The sequence below is a fragment of the Methanosphaera sp. DEW79 genome (assembly GCF_003266085.1).
Taxonomy (GTDB): domain Archaea; phylum Methanobacteriota; class Methanobacteria; order Methanobacteriales; family Methanobacteriaceae; genus Methanosphaera; species Methanosphaera stadtmanae.
On the sequence record NZ_MUZW01000008.1, the window covers coordinates 1 to 19809 of the forward strand.

Annotated in this window: 12 protein-coding genes; 7 read left to right on the forward strand and 5 right to left on the reverse strand. The window is 25.9% G+C overall.

Annotation, left to right across the window (positions count from 1 at the left end):
• Positions 1-1013 precede the first annotated feature (1013 nt).
• Complete coding sequence (locus BZ132_RS00760; protein ID WP_286940123.1) at positions 1014-1499, reverse strand: hypothetical protein; 486 nt, start codon at positions 1497-1499, stop codon at positions 1014-1016.
• Positions 1500-1592: 93 nt separating this feature from the next.
• On the reverse strand, positions 1593-2879 hold the full coding sequence (locus BZ132_RS00765) for a cobalamin-dependent protein (protein WP_286940125.1): 1287 nt from the start codon (positions 2877-2879) through the stop codon (positions 1593-1595).
• A gap of 536 nt (positions 2880-3415) precedes the next feature.
• On the opposite strand from BZ132_RS00765, the gene BZ132_RS00770 reads away from it, so the two are divergent.
• The 5 genes from BZ132_RS00770 (at position 3416) to BZ132_RS00790 (ending at position 8767) form a co-directional block, all read left to right on the forward strand.
• A complete protein-coding gene (locus BZ132_RS00770) occupies positions 3416-5428 on the forward strand; it encodes a DEAD/DEAH box helicase family protein (protein ID WP_286940127.1) in 2013 nt (670 codons plus the stop codon).
• Positions 5425-5595 (forward strand): hypothetical protein, encoded by a 171-nt coding sequence (locus tag BZ132_RS00775; protein WP_286940129.1) that lies wholly within the window; start codon positions 5425-5427, stop codon positions 5593-5595. Before BZ132_RS00770 ends, BZ132_RS00775 begins: the two co-directional genes overlap by 4 nt.
• Before the next feature lies 1 nt (position 5596).
• Positions 5597-7576 (forward strand): hypothetical protein, encoded by a 1980-nt coding sequence (locus BZ132_RS00780; protein ID WP_286940131.1) that lies wholly within the window; start codon positions 5597-5599, stop codon positions 7574-7576.
• On the forward strand, positions 7563-8033 hold the full coding sequence (locus BZ132_RS00785) for a hypothetical protein (RefSeq protein ID WP_286940132.1): 471 nt from the start codon (positions 7563-7565) through the stop codon (positions 8031-8033). Before BZ132_RS00780 ends, BZ132_RS00785 begins: the two co-directional genes overlap by 14 nt.
• A 74-nt stretch (positions 8034-8107) precedes the next feature.
• A complete protein-coding gene (locus BZ132_RS00790) occupies positions 8108-8767 on the forward strand; it encodes a hypothetical protein (protein WP_286940134.1) in 660 nt (219 codons plus the stop codon).
• Here the strand turns inward: BZ132_RS00790 and BZ132_RS00795 are convergent.
• Positions 8757-9077, reverse strand: coding sequence for a hypothetical protein (locus BZ132_RS00795; protein ID WP_286940136.1), 321 nt, complete (start codon positions 9075-9077; stop codon positions 8757-8759). The two genes, BZ132_RS00790 and BZ132_RS00795, sit on opposite strands and share 11 nt — an antisense overlap.
• Positions 9078-9524: 447 nt before the next feature.
• Here BZ132_RS00795 and BZ132_RS00800 point away from each other — a divergent pair, with 447 nt between their 5' ends.
• Positions 9525-17849: an S-layer family protein gene (locus tag BZ132_RS00800; RefSeq protein WP_286940137.1), complete on the forward strand. Its 8325-nt coding sequence runs from the start codon at positions 9525-9527 to the stop codon at positions 17847-17849.
• Positions 17850-17888: 39 nt separating this feature from the next.
• Here the strand turns inward: BZ132_RS00800 and BZ132_RS00805 are convergent, their stop codons facing one another.
• Positions 17889-18848 carry a hypothetical protein gene (locus tag BZ132_RS00805; RefSeq protein WP_286940138.1) on the reverse strand — a complete coding sequence of 320 codons (960 nt, stop codon included), beginning with the start codon at positions 18846-18848 and terminating at the stop codon, positions 17889-17891.
• Positions 18849-19346: 498 nt separating this feature from the next.
• Here BZ132_RS00805 and BZ132_RS00810 point away from each other — a divergent pair, with 498 nt between their 5' ends.
• Positions 19347-19526, forward strand: coding sequence for a DUF362 domain-containing protein (locus tag BZ132_RS00810; RefSeq protein WP_011405764.1), 180 nt, complete (start codon positions 19347-19349; stop codon positions 19524-19526).
• 168 nt (positions 19527-19694) lie between these two features.
• Here the strand turns inward: BZ132_RS00810 and BZ132_RS07625 are convergent, their stop codons facing one another.
• Positions 19695-19808 carry a symporter small accessory protein gene (locus BZ132_RS07625; protein WP_329995171.1) on the reverse strand — a complete coding sequence of 38 codons (114 nt, stop codon included), beginning with the start codon at positions 19806-19808 and terminating at the stop codon, positions 19695-19697.
• Between the last annotated feature and the right edge of the window lies 1 nt (position 19809).

Here is a 19809-nt window from a genome sequence, read left to right on the forward strand (position 1 = left end):
CTTGAATTATTCATAAACCATCACCGTATTCTAGAGTTTATTAGTACTGCAACCATTACATATTATTCTTATATTTTACTGGCTTGGAGATATGTTACCATGAAGTAATTTTCTATTTTATTTGTTTTTTCTATTTTAGAATAATTTTTCCTTTGGTTGGATGTTTAAAAATGTATTTCAGTTATACATGTGATTATGTCTCAGTTATGTCTTGTTTTTTTCATATTTTTCTTTATTTTATGTATGTTTTGTTAGTTTTGTGTTTATTTTATTTTTTGGGAGTATTTTTAGGTCTTATTAGGTAAATTTTATCATGTTTAAAACTTCATGGAATAAATGGTACTTATTGTTATATTCTAGTTTTTCAAGTATTGGTTTATATTGGGGATACAAGAATGAAAATTTTAAAAAATAGGTTTTCTTCAATTTCATTTTTTTATTATTTTTTCATACTTTTTATTGTTTTTTTTATTAAAAAATGGTTGTTTTGTTTCGTTATACATAGCTATAACGAAGTAAAATTCATAAATTTTGAATCTAATTAAAAATACCTTAAATTTTCATATAGTTTTAACTCAAATATCATATACTTGATATATCCCAAGTAATAAAAAAATTTGCATCACGAGATAGATTGCAAGTGTAACTTACTATTTTTACACTTGAAATGTATGATTGAATGGAATGAAAATTTTATTGTGTATAAAAATAACTAAATATTTAAAAAAATCTTAAATTTTTACTTCATTTAAATATTCATTCAAAAACTTGAAAAAAGACAACTTGATATATATAACTTATATGCAAATTCATGTTTTTGTCATTTATATAAAAAAAGTAACTACTAATATTTATATTTTTCGAAAACTATAAATAACCATTCTAAACTATGAAAAAACAATCTCTTCATATACATCAAACATACTAAAAATACACATTTAACAAAAGACAAAATCCACTCCCAAAAAAATATAAAATCCAAAAATCATCAAAAAAAGTAAAAAGAAAAAAAATCATAAACTAACAGTCTGTGAACCTTTATAAGTACCAAGATTTGCAGTCTTAGTAAAACTATTACCATTATACTTAACAGTAATCACACACTTATCAGGATACTTATTCATAGGAGTAGTATCAGTAACCTTAGCATTACCACCACTATCAATAGAAACAGTACCATACTCCACCTTATTAAACTGATAACCATCTCTATAATAAACAGTACTAATTTCTACAACCTTACCAGCACTCTCCTTACCAAAGTACAATGTTGCAACCTCACCAGTATTAGGATTACCATCAGAATAAAAAGTAACACTACTTAAATCAACAGTATCATTCGGTGCTACATTACTAGAATTATCTTTAGTTGAATTAGCAGCTACACCAGGTATAGGTATACCATTATTATCAGAACTAACAATAACAAAGGTAGCAGCAATAATAACTGCACATAAAATCAGAGTAATACAAACAATTAATACATTCTTTTCTTTCATCTTCAAAACCATTAAATTGATTAATTATGAACAAAACTCTTATTCATATATATAATAGTCTATGTTTAAAGTAATATATTTATGATTCTATTATTAGTTACTTTGTGGAAACATATTATCTTTCTCTACTAAATGAGCTTCTTTTGGTGTCCAAATATCATCTAATAAATATTTAACTTCATCATAACTCATAGATCTATATTCTCTAGCCTTTTCTTGAGGAATTTGTTTTCTCTCTAATTTAGCACTATGAAAATCCACACCATATCTTATACATATGTTATGTCTTCGAACATTACGTCTAAATAAACGAACTTCTGCATCAGTCCAATTAGGATTTATCCAGTAATCCTTATTTGTTTGTTTTCGTTTTCTAGGATTATAATTATCAAATGTAGCATCAAGAGGTCTATATCTACAATCAGCTATTTGAACACCCCATTCAAAACATTTTGCTCGTTTTTCTTCCATTTCATTATAATCTAATTCATAATCATAGATCATAAAAACAGATATCTCACTTGGCTTAAATCCAGCATCAATAAGTATATCTAATTGTTTTTTAATAAAGGAAGCATCAGTTAATTCATGATCCCATGCAATTTTAGGATTTTTAAAACCAGCTTCTTTAATCATTTTTGCTAAATGAGGTTTTTTAATTAATAATCTACCATCAAAACCACTTTGAGACTCAATGTAACTTATTTTCCTATTTTTTTTAAGTTCAATTAACTCCTCTAATATATTTTCAATATAGGGGTTAGCAAATAAGTTATTATCATAAAATATTAAACGTTTTTTAATAATCTCATCTTTTATAGATTTCTTACATAACCATTCAGGTTCAATAGTATACACACCACAAAAACCACATTGTCTTATACATCCACGAGTGGTATGTAGTATTTGATAGTTAACATCAACTAAATCATATGCAGGAGTTACTTTTTCAGCACAATCTACAATACCTGTTATAACTCCATCACAATGAGTATATTCTTTACAATGTTCTGGAAGTAGAGAAGCATATATTCCTCCTACAATGATTGGAGTATCCTTGAATTTCCTTTTAAAATGAAGTACAGCATCTTTTACATAACTAGACCAGTATGTGAAAATAGAAGTTACACAAATTAAATCAGGAATAAATTCAATCTCTCCTTTTTGGAAGTTAACATCTAATGTAGTTTGCATAGTGTCTGTATGTTCATATCTGATTAATTTAACTTCAATATCTTTAGTACGAAGATAGCCTGCAATTTTCAAAAGACCAATAGGTAAGAAATTTGAATGGTTTCTACTCTTATTTGGTATTGGAAAATTTGGTTCAACCAATAAAACACGTTTTGTACTTTCATTTATCCAATCATCAAGCAACATTAACTCCTCTTTTTAAAATTAGGTATTATATTATATATTTTTCATGTTATTTAATATTATATATTTTTCAAAGAAATATGAATATGATCTAAAATAATTCTATTTAAATTGGATCATTTTAATAAATTATGATTTATTAATGTACATTTATTAATAGAGTATTTCATCATATTATTCTGTTTTCTAAGAATATATTGATATAGTACTCTTGATTTTATTTAAGTTAATCAGATACAATTAAAATTAAAAACTTTTAAGAAAGATTTATATTAAATTAAGATATAATATTAATTAATTAATAAAAAAAATAATGGAGAGTATATTTAATCTAGAAATTAAGGGATATAAAACGTTTTAAAGGTTATTTGATCTAGAATAGTATTATAAGATCTTCTAATGATCTTATTTGGATCCTACTTTTTTAAAATATTTTATTTTTCAATAGTGTTTTATTTAAAGGGTGTAATTCATGTTATTTTAGATTTTATTAATTAAATAATGTTACTTAGTTACAAAATTAGGGTTGTGATAAGTATATGTCTTTTAATGAAATTAAATCAGACTTAAAAATTTCATATAATTCTGCAAATGAAAATATAATAAATGATTTTTACAATACAGTATTGTCTAAGTCAGTTAAATATGATCGTATATCTGGATATTTTAATTCAACTAGTTTGGCTATAGCTGCATATGGTATGGATAAATTTGTAAAAAATGGTGGACATATGCGTCTTTTATGTAGTGCAGAATTAGATAAAGAGGATTTAGAATCAATCAATACAGCATATGAATTAAAAAATAAGATAAATGATAAATTTAATGAAGATTATGATGAATTAGAAGATGAATTTATAAAAAATCATGTTAAAATGGTAGGATGGCTAGTTGCTAATGGATATTTGGAAATTAAAATAGGTGTAAATAAAAAAAAGAACAAGTTTTTAAAGAATGGAATTTTACACTCAAAAATAGGTATTCTATATGATGAGGAAGATAATTTTCTTTCATTTGATGGTTCAGTTAATGAGACTGCATTTGGATGGAGTAATAATATAGAATCATTCAAAGTTTTCTATAGTTGGAAAAACCCAGAATATATTGAACCAGACATACAAGACTTTGAAGATTTTTGGAATAACAATAATGATTCATTAGAAGTCTTTGAAATACCTGAAGCTACAAAAAATAAATTAATAGAAATTGCACCTAAAAATACGATGGAATTAGAAGAAATTAAACGAATTACTGGAAAGGCAAAACAAAAACCTAAATTAAGAAGTTATCAAACAGAAGCTATTGATAAATGGATTGAAAATAATAAAAAAGGTATTTTATCAATGGCTACTGGAACAGGAAAAACATTCACAGCTTTATCTTGCTTTGATTTATTGATTAAAGAAAAACAAAAATTATTAACAATAATTGTATGTCCTCAGAAACATTTAATAAACCAATGGAAAAGAAGTCTCAGTATATTTTATGAAGATAACATATTAATTGCTAGTGGTGATAATAAACACTGGAAAAAAGAAATAATATCCATGATAAGTAATCTAGAGTCAGATATATATGAGTATGGTGTAATATTAACTACATTCAATACATTTTCTAGTGAAGAGTTTATTGGAAGAATAAAATTATATGAAGATGAAATGTTATTAATGGTTGATGAAGTACATGGTATTGGATCCAATGAATTTAGAAAAGGGCTTCTAAATGAGTATACATATAGATTGGGATTGAGTGCAACTCCTGAAATAGAAGATGACTTTGAAAGGAATGAATTTCTTTATGAGTATTTTAATGGTATAATATATAATTATGATTTAGAAGATGCTATTAAAAATGGATTTTTATGTCATTATAATTATTATCCTATTTTCATTGACTTAAATGATGATGAATTAGAGAAATATTTGTATTATTCTACTAAAATAGCATATTTTTTTAACAAAAAACACTTGTCACAAGATGATGAGAAAAAATTGAATAGTTATCTGATTAATAGGCGTAATATTATTAATAATGCAAAAGAGAAAATGGAATATTTGAAAAAATTTCTTATAGAACATAAGGATATTTCTGACTTAATAATTTATTGTACTGGAAAACAGTTACCTAAGATTCAGGAAATGCTTAATAATATGAATATTTCTAATAAAAAATTTACAGGTGAAGAATCAACATCACAGAGGGATAAGATATTAAAACTTTTTTCTAAGAAATATTTCCAAGTTTTAGTTGCAATTAAATGTTTGGATGAAGGGGTGGATGTACCTTCAACTCAATCAGCAATTCTAATGGCAAGTACATTAAATACACGTCAGCATATACAAAGAAGAGGAAGAATTTTAAGAAAAGATAAAAATAAAACTATGGCTAATATTTATGATTTGATTATTTTTCCTAATTTAAAAAATCAATCAGAATCTGTTAAAAGTATTTTTCTAAATGAAAAAGTTCGTTATGATGAATATGTCAGATTAGCTGAAAATTATCCAGAATGTAGTAAAAAGTTTATTGATAAATGGGAAGAGATAATATGAGTAATTTAAGAATGGAAATTATTGATTATATTGAAGAATCAGATATGGATGATAAAATGAAACGTTTTTTTACTGATGCAGTTATTTATGAATGGGAACATCCGGATAAACCTCATTTTAGAAATGAATACAAGGATTTGATAGAAAAATTAGTGGGGGAAGAATAAAGTGTATTTAAATTATATAGAAATTACAAATTATAGGCCATATTATGGAAAACAAAGAATTAATTTTGATTTCAATGATAAAGAAAATATAACTGTAATTTTAGCAGATAATGGCAGTGGGAAAACTTCTTTTGTCAATGCTTTAACATGGTGTTTATATGGGGAAGAACTTCATGATGTAAAGGATAAAACAGAACCATTATATAATCTTCAAGTAGCAAAAGAAAAAGAAGAATATGAAGAAATTCCTGAAATTTCTGTTCAAGTCATAATGAATTTTTTTTATATGGAAAAAGGTATTAAAAAAGAATTTAATATTTCCCGTGAATTAAAATTTGAAAAATGGGGTGATAATTGGAACATACCATTAAATGATTATTTAATAGTTACTGAAACTGATAAAGATATATTAGAGGATGAATTAGCTCAATATAGGATAAATAATGTGTTACCAAAGGATATGTTTCATTATTTCTTTTTTAATGGTGCTACACTTTCAAATTATTTTGATAATAATGCTGATTTTAACTTAAAAAATTCAGTAGAAGAAATATCTCAAATTAGTTTAATTGATAAGGTTTGTGATCATTTAGTTAAAACTTCAGATGATTTAAATAAGAACTTTAATAAAAAACAAAAAAATTCGGGTACTATAAATTATTATAATAAAATTAATAAAAATAATCAAGAAATACATAATCTAAATACTAAAAAAAAGGACTTATCTAATTCAATGAAAGATGCTCATATCAATATTATCAGATATGAGGATAAATTATCTGCTATTGATTCTGAAAAAGTAAATGACCTAATAAATGCAAGAGATAAATATTCTAAACAAAAAAATGATTTGACTGATAAAATACAGTATAATACAGAAAGATATGAAAAAAAAGTTTTAGAATTATATCCAATAGTAAAATTATCTGATATGTTATTTGAAGCTTATGATATAGTTGATAAGGCAAAAGAAAAGAAATCAGCTCCTCCTAATATTGAAAAACCATTATTACAAGATATTTTAAATGATGATATGTGTATTTGTGGAGTAAAATTAAGTGAAAATCCAGAATGTCTTAAAGAAATTAAAAGAAGATTAGAAAATATTAGTGATTTGACAACAGGTCAATTTTATGATGAATATTTTCATATCAGAGAGCTTTTGAAAAAAATGTATGAAATACCTAAAATAAATGAATTAAAAAAAGATATAGATGATGATGAAAAAAACTTAGAGGAATGTAATATTAAGTTAAAGGGCATCTCAGATAAGCTTTCAAAAATTGATGAAAATAGTGTTAACCTGTATGAAAAAGAATTAAAAGAAAATAAAAAAAGATATGCTAATTATGAAAGAGAAAAGGAATATATAATCAAAAAAATAGAGCAACTTAAAAAAGAAAATGAAACTTTTGAAAAAAAACAAAGTCAAAAAGAAGAAATGGAAGGGGAATTGAAAGAACTTTCTGATAAACTTGATTTTTGTAACGAAGCTATTAAAATAGGTATTTCTTTAAATAAAAAAATTAAAAATCACATACGTGAGAAAATTAATAAAAATACAAAAGATCAATTTACAAATATTGCATGGGATTATAATAAATATAATGATGTAATTGTTAATGAAGATTATGAAATTGAGATAACTAAAAGCTCTGGAAATATAATTAAACCTGATGACTTGTCAGATGGAGAAGAACATTTATTGGCTTTATCATTCATAATGGCACTTCATAGTTTAAGTGGATTTGAAGTACCATTAATTATTGATGCAGCTCTTGAAAGTTTAGATAAAACAAAACGTATAGAATTCATAAAGGGTTTACATAAATACACATATAATAAACAAATAGTATTTTTATTTACTGATAGTCAGTATACTAAAGATGTTAGAAGGAATATGTTAGAACATGTAGCTGAAGAATATGGTTTGTTTCCTTCAGAAAATAAAACGGAGATACGGAAATATGATAAACAATAGTAGAAATTCAGATCCACGTTTACATCGTGATAAAAACGATCGTAAGATATATGAAAACTTATTAGAAAGATCAGGTCCTTTTAAATCTAATAAAAAATTTTCAAAAGATATTTTTACATATGCATTAGCTTATGGATATTCAAAGGATGAGAATATTAAATCATCTATGTTAGATGATGCTTTTGTTAATAGAAATAACTTTGGTAAGGATTTGGAAATATTGATTAATGCGTTGGCCGTTGTTAAATCAAATAAAGGAGTTCATATTTTATCAGAAGATTCTACAGATATTTATAAATATGCTGAATATTATGCAGATGTTGGTTTATCACGTTTAAAAGCAAACTATGAAGGACATGAAGATGAATTTATTGAAAGATTACGCTTGAAAATTAATAAACAAAATAAAAATAATAAAATTATTAATAAACTTGATGAATTAAAATTAAATCTTTAGATGTCTTTCTATTTTCTTTTTTTTTTAATTTCTTATTTAAAACTTTAAAATCAAAAAAAAGGATTGTGATTTTCATGGTTAAAAACATAAAAGAAAAAAACAATATGTTTATAGTATACAAGGAAGTAGATGGTGAAGAACATATTTTTGCTTCGTGTAATACATTTGTGGAAGCATTGAAAACTCGTGAACAATTAGAGCAAGAAAAGTGGCCTATTCCTACAAATAATAATACTGATGTTTCGAATGATAATGATAATATTTCTGTAAATGATAATTTAGATGATGATTTTAATTGTGAATATTTAGACTTAGCATTTACTGTAACTAAATCATCATGTGCTATGATATCCATATCAAGAAAGCAAGCAGAAGCTTTTTTCCCAATTAGTCCTTATGAGGAAATTTGTGATATTTTTGTTGATAATATTCATGCAAAAGCAAAACTTAATACTGTAACTCGATTTAGATTAACTAATCAGTCTTCTGAATTGATAAATTATCTAAAGAAATTATATGAAATTAAACCAAAAAAAGAAGCTAAAGTACGCTTAATTCTAAATAAAGAAGAACAATCTACTTCAAATATTACTGTGGATTCACAAGATGTATCTTCTAAAATAAGGAAATTGGAACTTGAAAATAAACAATATGCTAATAAGATTAAGGAATATGAAAATCAAATTGATAAATTAAATCAAAAGATTAATGATATTAAGAAAATTATTTTATAGTTTTCTTATTATGATTTTCATTGTCTTCAAATAGAAGTTCTAAATAGAGTATTTGGTCAATTATATGGAGAAATGCTTCTTCAATTTGATTTATAGGATCATTACTTGTTATGGTTCTATCTTCAAATATAAGCCATTTTTCTTTAATGTATCCATCAATTGTATTTAATTCGTCATTTATTTCTGGAGGTATGTTTATATTATTTCCAATTTTTATTTTTATTATTTTTTCTTCAGAATTAACTTCTACTGTTGAATGATTTCTACATAATCTATAATATATTTCTTTAAATTCGTTTTTATATCTCATTTTTTCTAAGATCCTTGTTTATGATTTTATATTATCAAAGTGTTTTTTTAGTTATTTTATAGCTATATGTTGATTGTTTAATATGTAGTTCTCATGGTTTATTTTTATATTGTGGCGTTTTCTTTCTATTTCTATTTCTTCTTTATAATAAATTATTAATATTCTTATCTTCATATATTAAATTATATCAAATTGTTTTAATAAAAATAAAATTTAATTTATTATTTATAGAAATATAATTATAATTAAAATCTTTGTATTTAGTTTAATTTTATTTTAAAATTTGCTAATAGTTTAAATTTAATTATATGTCTTGTTAATAATATCGGGGATTTTTTTAGTTATTTTAATAGTTTGATGAGAGTTTTCATCTGATTAAATTTTAGATTTTGTTGGATGGAATGGAAATATTTAAAAAAATATATAATCAAAGAATAATGATTTTTTATGATAACAAGAAATAAAGCTCTATTTTTTGTTTTCACATTAGTATTACTTTTAACAGTAAGTATTGGTGCAATTTCTGCAAGTGATGTTGGAAATGATACTGATTTATCTGTTAGTGGTAGTGATAATATTAATCTTTGTGATGCATCGTATGATACAACATCATATGATAATAAAGTAGTAAGTGATAATAAAAAATCAGTTACTAAAAGTGTGTCTAAAGATGTAATATCTGATAAAAAGATTGATACTACAAAAAATAGTAATATTAACACTAAACAAGAAGTAGTTAAAAAGGATATTAAAACTAGTAATAGTTTAAAACGTGAAGATAAAGCTTCATTCACTGATTTGAATACTCAAATTACATCATCTGATAATATAACTTTAAATAATGATTATGTAAGAGGTTCAGGTGAAGATGCTATAACAATTAATAAAACAATTATAATCAATGGTAATGGTCATACTTTTGATGCTAATCAAATGGATGGTACTTTTATTATTGGTTCAAATGCAGATGTAACTATTAGTAATGCAAAATTCACTAATTATAAAGCTGTAGGTAGTTCTACTACTAAAGCATCTGTTTATGTTGATGGAGGAAAATTAACATTAATCAATGTGACATTTGAAAATAATAATGGTTCATTTGGTTCTGTGTTACATGCATATGATGGTGTGACTAAAATTTATAATTCAACATTTAAAGGTCTTAACTATGGAAGTCAAGGTGCTATTCAACACTCTTATGGTACTTTAATAGTTGATGGTTCTGTGTTTAATGGTACAACATCAAATAATGGTGCTATTCAAATTAGGTATGGTAGTGCTATAGCAAATGTAACAAACACAACATTTGTTAATAACATGGCAAATAATTATGGTGGAGCTATAAATAATAAAGGAGATCTCTTTGTAGATAACTGTATCTTTGATAGTAATAGGGCAGGAACCAATGGTGGAGCCATAGCTCTTAGAGGTAGTAAAACTATTACAATTCAAAATTCTGTATTTAAATCTAACAAAGTAGAAGGTACAGCATCATCTAAAAGAGGAGGAGCTATCTGTGCAAATAATGGTTTTTTAATATTAAAAAACAATACAATGACAAATAATTATGCAGTTAATGGTTCCAATATCTTTGTATGGTATTCTAATACAGTTTACACCACATACATAAAATTTGATAAAGCAACAGCAGTTGAAGATGAAGTATTTAATGTAATTGCAAGAGTTACTGATGATATGGGAAATTCAATATCAAATCTTGATGTGAACTTCACAATCAATGGTAAAAACTACACAGCACCTCTAATTGAGGGTGTTGCTAATATAAGTATTAGTGATGCATTAGAGCCAGGTAATTATACAATTACTGGAAGCTATGCAGGAGCAGTAATAGAAAATATTACAGTAACAGAAGGTAATCTTGAAGTAGTAGCTGCTGATGTATTTAAATATAAAATGTTACAAGAAAAAATTGACACTGATACAACAGGAATTATAACACTTGAAAAAGATGTTAAAAGAGGAAGTATTGAAGATAAGGTAGTTGTAAATAAAACAATTACTATAGATGGTAATGGACTATTTGTTAATGCAAATAAAGGAAGAATCTTTGACATAACAAATGGTGCAACATTAACATTAAAAAATATGATAATATTCAAAACTATCTCTGGTGAAGGAGCAATAGCAAATATCACAGGTTCTTCACACTTAGTACTAAATAATGTGACTATAATTAACAACACAGGAGTAAGTACAAATAATAAACAGTCATCATTAATATATGTAGACCCAACAAGTACTCTTAATATAAATAACTCCATTATTGAAAATAACACTGGTGCAATAATAGGATTACAAGGTACTGGTGTAATTAACAATACAAAAGTATATAATATTACAGCAATGGGTGAAAATGATCAAGGATTTATAAATAATGAAGCTACAAAAACAAATTCCTTAACAATAGTAAATTCCATATTTGATAAAAATACTGGAAGACTTGGTGGAATTTATGGAGCAAGACAAAATGGTCAATTAATTATAAAAAATACCACATTTACAAACAACCTCTTAACAAGAGGTAGTGGAACTGTATATGCTGGTGGTACTACAGACATATCTAACTCCTCATTTATAAACAATGCAGCAAATGGTTATAGTAGTAGTGGAACAGCAATATATAATAAGGGTGCATTAGTAGTAAATAATAGTGTATTTATAAATAACACTCTACCAACTGGTAAAAAAGGTTCTATTATATATAATGACTATGGTGGAGATTGTAGTATAACATATTCCATACTCATTCCAGCAGGGGAAGGTTCAGCACTATATAATAACTATGAAACAATACCAACTGCAAACTATAATTGGTGGGGAACAAATACTAATCCTAAAAAATACTTAGATCATGGAAGTGATTATGATTATGATTTAGAGGAAGAAACAGAATATTCTGACTTTAAAGTAGATTACTGGGTAGTATTAGATACAAAACTCACACCATCAAGTGATATTCCATATGGTAGTACAGTTACAATAACATCAACATTAAACACATACACTGATAATAATGGTGTTATTAAAAACTTAGATTCAAAACTACCTGATGGAGTAGTAGTAGATTACACTTCAAATAAGGGTGTATTTGATAAAACACAAACAACAATAGTTGATGGTACAACAACAAATGAATACACAGTTACATCACCAAGTGCACAAATAAACATAACACAAGCAACACAAACTAATACATTTAACATCAATGCTATAATGCCAACACCACAAAAATATGTAATAACAGAATCTAACTTCTATGATTACTTCAACAACGATGGTACAATAAAACTAGATAAAGTAGTATATGGTTCACAACTAGAATTCTCTGGAACATTAACAAACAAACATATGATAATAAACCTACCATTAAATCTAACAAGTCATACAACACAAGCAGTATTTACAAATGCACATATAACAATACTTGCTGATGGAGAAGATACTAACATTACAAATCTCATAATAAACAATGATAACTATGAAGAAAATGTAATATTATTAAACACAACAAGAAACATAAACATTAAAAACAACACAATCACAGCAAAATCCACAGATAAAATACATACAATTGAATTAATAGATACAAACAAAACAAACATAGAAAACAATACAATAACAACAAATGGTCCATCAAATGTTATTAAATATGATGAATTCTATATGGGATATCCAGATACATCATCTATTAAACTATACAATTCAAATAATAACATAATTGTAAACAACAACATTAAAACCAAAGCAACATCCACTGATGGTAAAACATTCAATACAATTACAGGTGTTGAAGTATATGGTAATGTAATGAACTTTGATGAAGATATCACATCAAATAACAATCAAATAATAAATAACAACATAACAACAGAAGGAATGTCTGAAGTATATGGAGTATTTGTATCATCTAAAGTAAATAACAATACAATATCATACAATAATATAACAGGTAGTGCAGATAGATACACTGCAGGTATACAACTTGTAGGACCAGCAACATTAAATACCATATCATACAACAAAGTTAATGCAACAGCAAAGAATATAACATATGGTATCATTGTTACAACCAATGATATGGGTAAAGTAGAAGAAAATAACATAACAAACAACGATGTTCTAACAAAATCAAGTACATCTTATGCAATAGAATTATATGGTGCAAATAAAAACAATGTTAAATATAATAATTTAATAAATAATCAAGATGCACCAGACTATGCAATGGGTATTGGATTATATCAATCAAAAGAAAACAACATAACAGACAACAACATAAATCTCGTAGGATATGAAGTGGAAAAACCAGTATTGGGAGATCAAATAACACCAGAAAATGTTGGTATTAAATTAATGCAAAACTCAAACACAAACATAATCAAAAACAATGACATAACAAGTATATCTACAAATGTAAATAACTATGCTATAAACATCACAAAAAGCTCATCAAACACAGTAACACTAAACACACTAACAGCAACAACACGCCTTGGAGACTTAGCAGTAACAACAGATTCACAAAATACAATAGAAAATAACAAACCAGAAGTTATAATAACAAATGATAACTATGGTGATTATTTTGATGAAGATGGAAATATTAAAAACTTAAACAGTGGAATGACAATATATCTTTCAGGTGAATTTAAAAATAAGAACTTCATAATAGATAGAAAACTTAACATACTCTCATACACAACACAAGCAGTACTATACAATTCAACATTTGTATTTGTTGATGGTGCATCAGATAGTAGTCTTGAAAATGTTATAATAAACAACAATGACTATGATACATATGTAATTTCAATAAATGGTGCAAACAACATAACACTAAAAAACAACACAATAACACAAGAAAACACTGAAGGAGCAACACATGGAATACAACTTGAAAACTCAAAATACAACACAATACACAACAACACAATAAATATTAAGGGACTATCCTATGTAATACAATATGTAAACTATGTTGGTCATTCCAATACAACAGCAATACAAGGATATAATTCATGTCATAATACAATAACAGAAAATAAAATAAATGTAGTAGCAACTGGTCTTGGAGATGCATCTTCAATTACAGATACAATTATTGGTATTGAATTTATTGGAAATAGTATGGATTACTCTAATATAATAGAAGCTAAAAATAATACTATTGCTAGAAACACAATAACACTAGATGGACAAAGCTATGCATATGCAATTAAAGTAGCAGATAAGGCAGATAATACTAATATAACCTACAATGATATAAAATCTCATGCAAAAGGTAGTGCATATGGTGTTGACTTTGAAGGACCAGCACAATCAAGTTACATAACAAATAACAGAATAAACACAACAGCACAAGACTTCACATATGGTATATTAATACAATCCATAATGGGAAAAGTAAACATACTTACAATAGATTCTAACATAATAAACTGTACATCAAGCACAGGATATGCAATAGAATTATACAATGTAGGAAAACCAAAGATAATAAACAACAACCTAACAGTAACAGGTAACTTCTCAATGGGTATAGGAGCACGTAAAATAACAGATGGTTCAATATTAAACAACAACATAACAACAACTGGTAACTCTAGTGGAAGAAATGCATCATCAGTCGATGAAATAACACCAGAAAATGTTGGTATTAAATTAACATTTAAATCAGAGGATAATACAATACAAAACAACCATATAATAACAAGTGATGTGGCAGAAGGTATTAATGTATATACAATAATAGCTAATGATTCAACATCAAACATAATCACACATAACACATTATATTCCACAAATCTAGTTGGTAGTAAATCAGTAAATGCATCAAACAACACAGTACGTGAAAACCTACCAGCAACACCATCAAATATAACAATTGCTCTAACAACACCAATATCAGTAGAAGTAGGAGATACTGAAAATATAACAGTAAGATTCTATGATGAAGATGGTAATCTTGTAACATATGGTAAAGTAACATTTAAGTATGGTGATAAAGAAGAAACTATAGATGTAGTAAATGGAATGGCAACACTAGCATATGTGGGTGTTGCTCCAGGAATCCAAGTATTAGATATAAAATATATTGGTAACTCTGACTACAATGAAAAAACAGAACAAGTATCAATAAAAGTATATTCCCCATCCACATACACTGGAATTGTATATGTATCAACAAATGGTGATGATAGTAATGATGGATCTGTTGATAGTCCAAAACTCACAATTAAAAAAGCAGTAGCACAAGCACTAAAAGAAGGTGGAAGTCATCAAATCATAGTATTAGATGGAAGATACTATGTGAATGATGTAATAATTAACTCCTACCTAAATATTACAGGACAAGGCAATGTAATCTTTGATGGAAGAGGTCTTGGACGTATATTTAACATAACAAATGGTGATGTAATAATTAAAAACATTATCTTCACAAATGGTAAATCAACAACAGGTGGAGCAATATACAACATAGCAAATCTAACACTAATAAATGATACATTCATAGATAACACAGCAAATACTGGTGGAGCAATAACCACTTCATCAATAACAATAATTAATTCCACATTCAAAAACAATCAAGCAACAAGTGGAAATGGTGGAGCAATTAATGCTCTATACAACTCAACACGTGTAGTAAATATTACAGGTAGTGTATTTGAAAATAATATAGCTTCAAGTAATGGTGGAGTATACTATGAAAGTACAGGTAATATGATTAATATTACAGACTCAGTATTTAGAAATAATACTGGAGTAAGTGGTGGAGCACTATACTTATCTACAAATTCAACTATTAAAAATACTACATTCACTGATAACAATTCAACATACTCCTCATACTCTTCATATGGTGGAGGAGCAATCTATGTAACAAGTAAAAAACTTATAGTAATTGACTCTGTATTTACAAATAACTATGCTAAAAATTATGGAGCAGCAATACTTGCAAATTCACCACTTGAATTATTAAACACTACCATATCAAATAATATTGATAAATCAGATGGAATAATCTATGCTAGAAATAATCTAACAATCATAAACTCAACAATAGCAAATAACACAGCAAATGGTGGAGTAATATATATCAGCGGATATTCAGCAGTATTTAACATGACAAACACCAACATTTATAATAACTCTGGAAAAGGTGGAGTAGCAATCTACATATCATCTCTTAAAAACTTCACAATAGACAATTCAACATTTACAAATAACATAGCAAATAACTCACAAAGAATAGTCTACATATCATCATCCAGTACAATAGGAGTTATAAATAATTCCTTATTCAAAAACAACATTGGTAACTACACAGTATATGGTAACAATAAAATAAATATAACAAACACAGTATTTGAAAGTAACTCTGTTAATGGAAAACTATTATACAACATAAATGCAGCAAATAACACCTACACAAACAACTCACTACCTGTTACACTCACACAAACAATAACAACCAACAAAACAAAAGTAAATATAACAGTAAAACTCAGCACTGATAAAGTATACAATACAACAGTAAATAGGGGAACAATTACAATAACTGATAATGGCCGTGAAATTACAAAAATAGATGTAAATGATAGTGATATAAATTACATATACACAACCATAGCAGGAGAACATAACATTGAAGTAACATACACAGATGCATCAAATGACTTTAGCACAAAATCCATGAATAAAACCATTACAATAGATAAAATAAGCACAACAATAACATTAAATCCTATAAATCCAATTAAAGTATTGGAAAACATTACAATAAATGCAACACTTACAGATGATGAAGGTAATGGAATTAGTAATGAAAATATTATACTAAAAATCAATGGAAAAACAATAACAACACTACAAACAGATGAAAATGGTAATGTACTATACAACTACACAATCAAAAACATGGGATTACACAACATAAATCTAATATATCAAGGAAGCGATGTTTACATGGCAACAAATACAAGTACAGTAGTATATGCAGATAGTCTTAAAACATCAATTATCCTAGAAAAAATCACAACAAAATACAATGATACAACAACAATCACAGTTGGAGTTGTTGATGAACTTGGAAATAATGTAACCACAGGACGTGTAATACTTAAAATCAATGGTAAAACACTAAAAGATGCTGATGGAAACATAATATATGCTGATGTAGTAAATGGAAGTGCAAAATTCACAACAACACTTAATATGAAACCAAAAATATACACTGTAACAGCAATATATGGTGGACGTAACTACTATGAATCATCCATAAATAACACAACACTTTTAATTACAAAACGTGATGCAACAGTATCATTTGAAGACATACCACAAGCAATGGCAGGAAAAGAAGTAATAATAAAAGTAAAAGTAGTTGATGATGATGTGGATACCTTAGTAAACACAGGACGTGTAATACTTAAAATCAATGGTAAAACATTAAAAGACACAACTGGAAACATAATATTTACAGATGTAGTAAATGGAATTGCAACAGTTAAATACACCATACCAAGTAATTTCAAAGCAAAATCATACACTTTAACAGCAGTATTCTCTGATAACTATTATAACAGAGTAGATGTAACTTCTAAATTTGATGTTATAACACAAACAAAATCATTAAGTACACTTCGAATTGATACAAGTATAATAACTGATGCAAAACCTATTCAATCAAATAATTCAAAAACAACAATACAAAACAATTACATACTACCAAAAGCTGTGAAAGTATAGGTGAAAATATTCACCTACTTTTTTTCTTTTTTATGAAAACTAGTTTTTATTTAAGTCAATAATTTCATCTAATTTATCTTCAGATATAGCTAGAATACTACTTATATCCTCTTTCTCATAGACATTACTTTCTAAGTTTTTAGATATCTCTAGTGTGTTAATAACAGTATCTATACATGCATTTGTAACATTTTCTTCCATTTGTTTATAATCAGTATTTTCATCTACTGACATTTTCTTTAGATGATTAATTGAATTTTCATATACTTTTATTAGAGAGGATACATTATATTTTTCAAGAATTTCATATATTTTTTCTACATTGAATTTTTCCAAGATTTCTATATATAATTTAAGTATGTAAATTACTTGATCTTTGGTGTAGTGTTCTATTTTATTTTTATTTTCATATAATCCAATACCAGTTTCTATTTTATAATTTAGTTGAAAATCATTAGTAGAGTTATCTGTACTAGTTTCTATTGGTTTTTCTGATTCTTTTTCTATTTTCTTCTCAATTTTAGTTTTTTGATGATTTAATAATAGTTCTTCAAAGATGTTATAGTGTAGTAATGTGATTTGTGTCATGTTTTTTTGTGTTTTAATATTTATTATTTTAAAACAGTTTATTATTCCTAATGTGAATATTTTCATATCTTGATATACACATGCTAGGTTTTCTTTAGGTATTTCTTGAAATTCCTTTGAATAAATCAAATAACGAGTATTTTTTAGGGGCTTTGTTAAGGCATCTGTTAGATATATTTCTGTTGGTTGGTATAATTTCTGATGTATTTTATAGTTATTAATTACATCCTTATTTAGATTCACATCATAAATAAATTTTTTATAATATCCTCTATTTAAATTATCTTTTAATTCTTTCTGCTGATTTTTCTCAAGTTGAGTATAATCTATCATTTGTGTTATTTCAAATAATTCCTTCTCAGCAGTAAAGATTTCCTTTGCATTTATAGTTTTATTATCTGTATTTTGCATATTATAACCACTCTAAAAAAAATGTTCACTACAATTTAATTATGTTCTTTATTATAGTTAATTACTTAACTTTTGATATTATTTTAGATTTTTGAATGTATAAAATCAATAGGTTTTTTAATAGTTAACTGCCTATAAATAGATAATATAAGTTAATAATTCCTGATTTGTTATATAATAGTGGGTAAGTAACTATAATTCAAAATTGTTGTTTTAATTATTAAATTTTATTTCAATTTTTCTTTTTATAAAGATATTTCTTCTATGAAAATCCATTTTAAATTAATTAATTTCCTTAGAATTCTAAATACTTCTTTTATTTATAATTTAATTAGATAAATGTCATGTTTTAGTCTTATTTTATCGATTTATTTCGAATTAATTTTTTTAGATTAATCTAAAAATAGGAAAATATATATTTAAATTAAAATATAAATATTTTTGTTAGTTTATTTTAATTAGATGACTAATATATAATTTAATAAAAAGGTGATAAATATGGCAGGTAATCCATATAAAATTAATGATAATTGTGTAGCATGTGGTTTATGCGTTAACGCATGTCCTATCGATGCAATAGCTGAAGGAAACCCATATGTAATAGATGAAGAAAAATGTGTAGGATGCGGAGTTTGTGCTGAAGCATGTCCTACACAAGCAATTGAAGAAGTAGCTTAGATGCTATTTTCTCAATTCTTTTCTTTTTAAAAAAAACTACTATTTTTATAAACAAACAATTATAACTAATTATTTCTATAAACAAACTAAACTCATTCTAAAAAAACTATTTTTCAAAAATATATTCATATAAATAAAAAAAATAAAAAAAGGGAAATCTTCATATACTTATTCTTTATTCCAGTTTAGTGCTCCATAAATAACACAAATAAGTGTGATAATTATACATGAAAGATAAGCCCCAAGTATTGAAGCATCTGAAAGACCTAAAATAGTAATCATT

Excerpts from the sequence above, each read along its gene's own strand:
- BZ132_RS00760 (WP_286940123.1), bottom strand. The coding sequence starts at position 1,499 with ATGAAAGAAAAGAATGTATTAATTGTTTGTATTACTCTGATTTTATGT.
- BZ132_RS00765 (WP_286940125.1), bottom strand. The coding sequence starts at position 2,879 with ATGTTGCTTGATGATTGGATAAATGAAAGTACAAAACGTGTTTTATTG.
- BZ132_RS00770 (WP_286940127.1), top strand. The coding sequence starts at position 3,416 with ATGTCTTTTAATGAAATTAAATCAGACTTAAAAATTTCATATAATTCT.
- BZ132_RS00775 (WP_286940129.1), top strand. The coding sequence starts at position 5,425 with ATGAGTAATTTAAGAATGGAAATTATTGATTATATTGAAGAATCAGAT.
- BZ132_RS00785 (WP_286940132.1), top strand. The coding sequence starts at position 7,563 with ATGATAAACAATAGTAGAAATTCAGATCCACGTTTACATCGTGATAAA.
- BZ132_RS00790 (WP_286940134.1), top strand. The coding sequence starts at position 8,108 with ATGGTTAAAAACATAAAAGAAAAAAACAATATGTTTATAGTATACAAG.
- BZ132_RS00795 (WP_286940136.1), bottom strand. The coding sequence starts at position 9,077 with ATGAGATATAAAAACGAATTTAAAGAAATATATTATAGATTATGTAGA.
- BZ132_RS00800 (WP_286940137.1), top strand. The coding sequence starts at position 9,525 with ATGATAACAAGAAATAAAGCTCTATTTTTTGTTTTCACATTAGTATTA.
- BZ132_RS00805 (WP_286940138.1), bottom strand. The coding sequence starts at position 18,848 with ATGCAAAATACAGATAATAAAACTATAAATGCAAAGGAAATCTTTACT.
- BZ132_RS00810 (WP_011405764.1), top strand. The coding sequence starts at position 19,347 with ATGGCAGGTAATCCATATAAAATTAATGATAATTGTGTAGCATGTGGT.
- BZ132_RS07625 (WP_329995171.1), bottom strand. The coding sequence starts at position 19,808 with ATGATTACTATTTTAGGTCTTTCAGATGCTTCAATACTTGGGGCTTAT.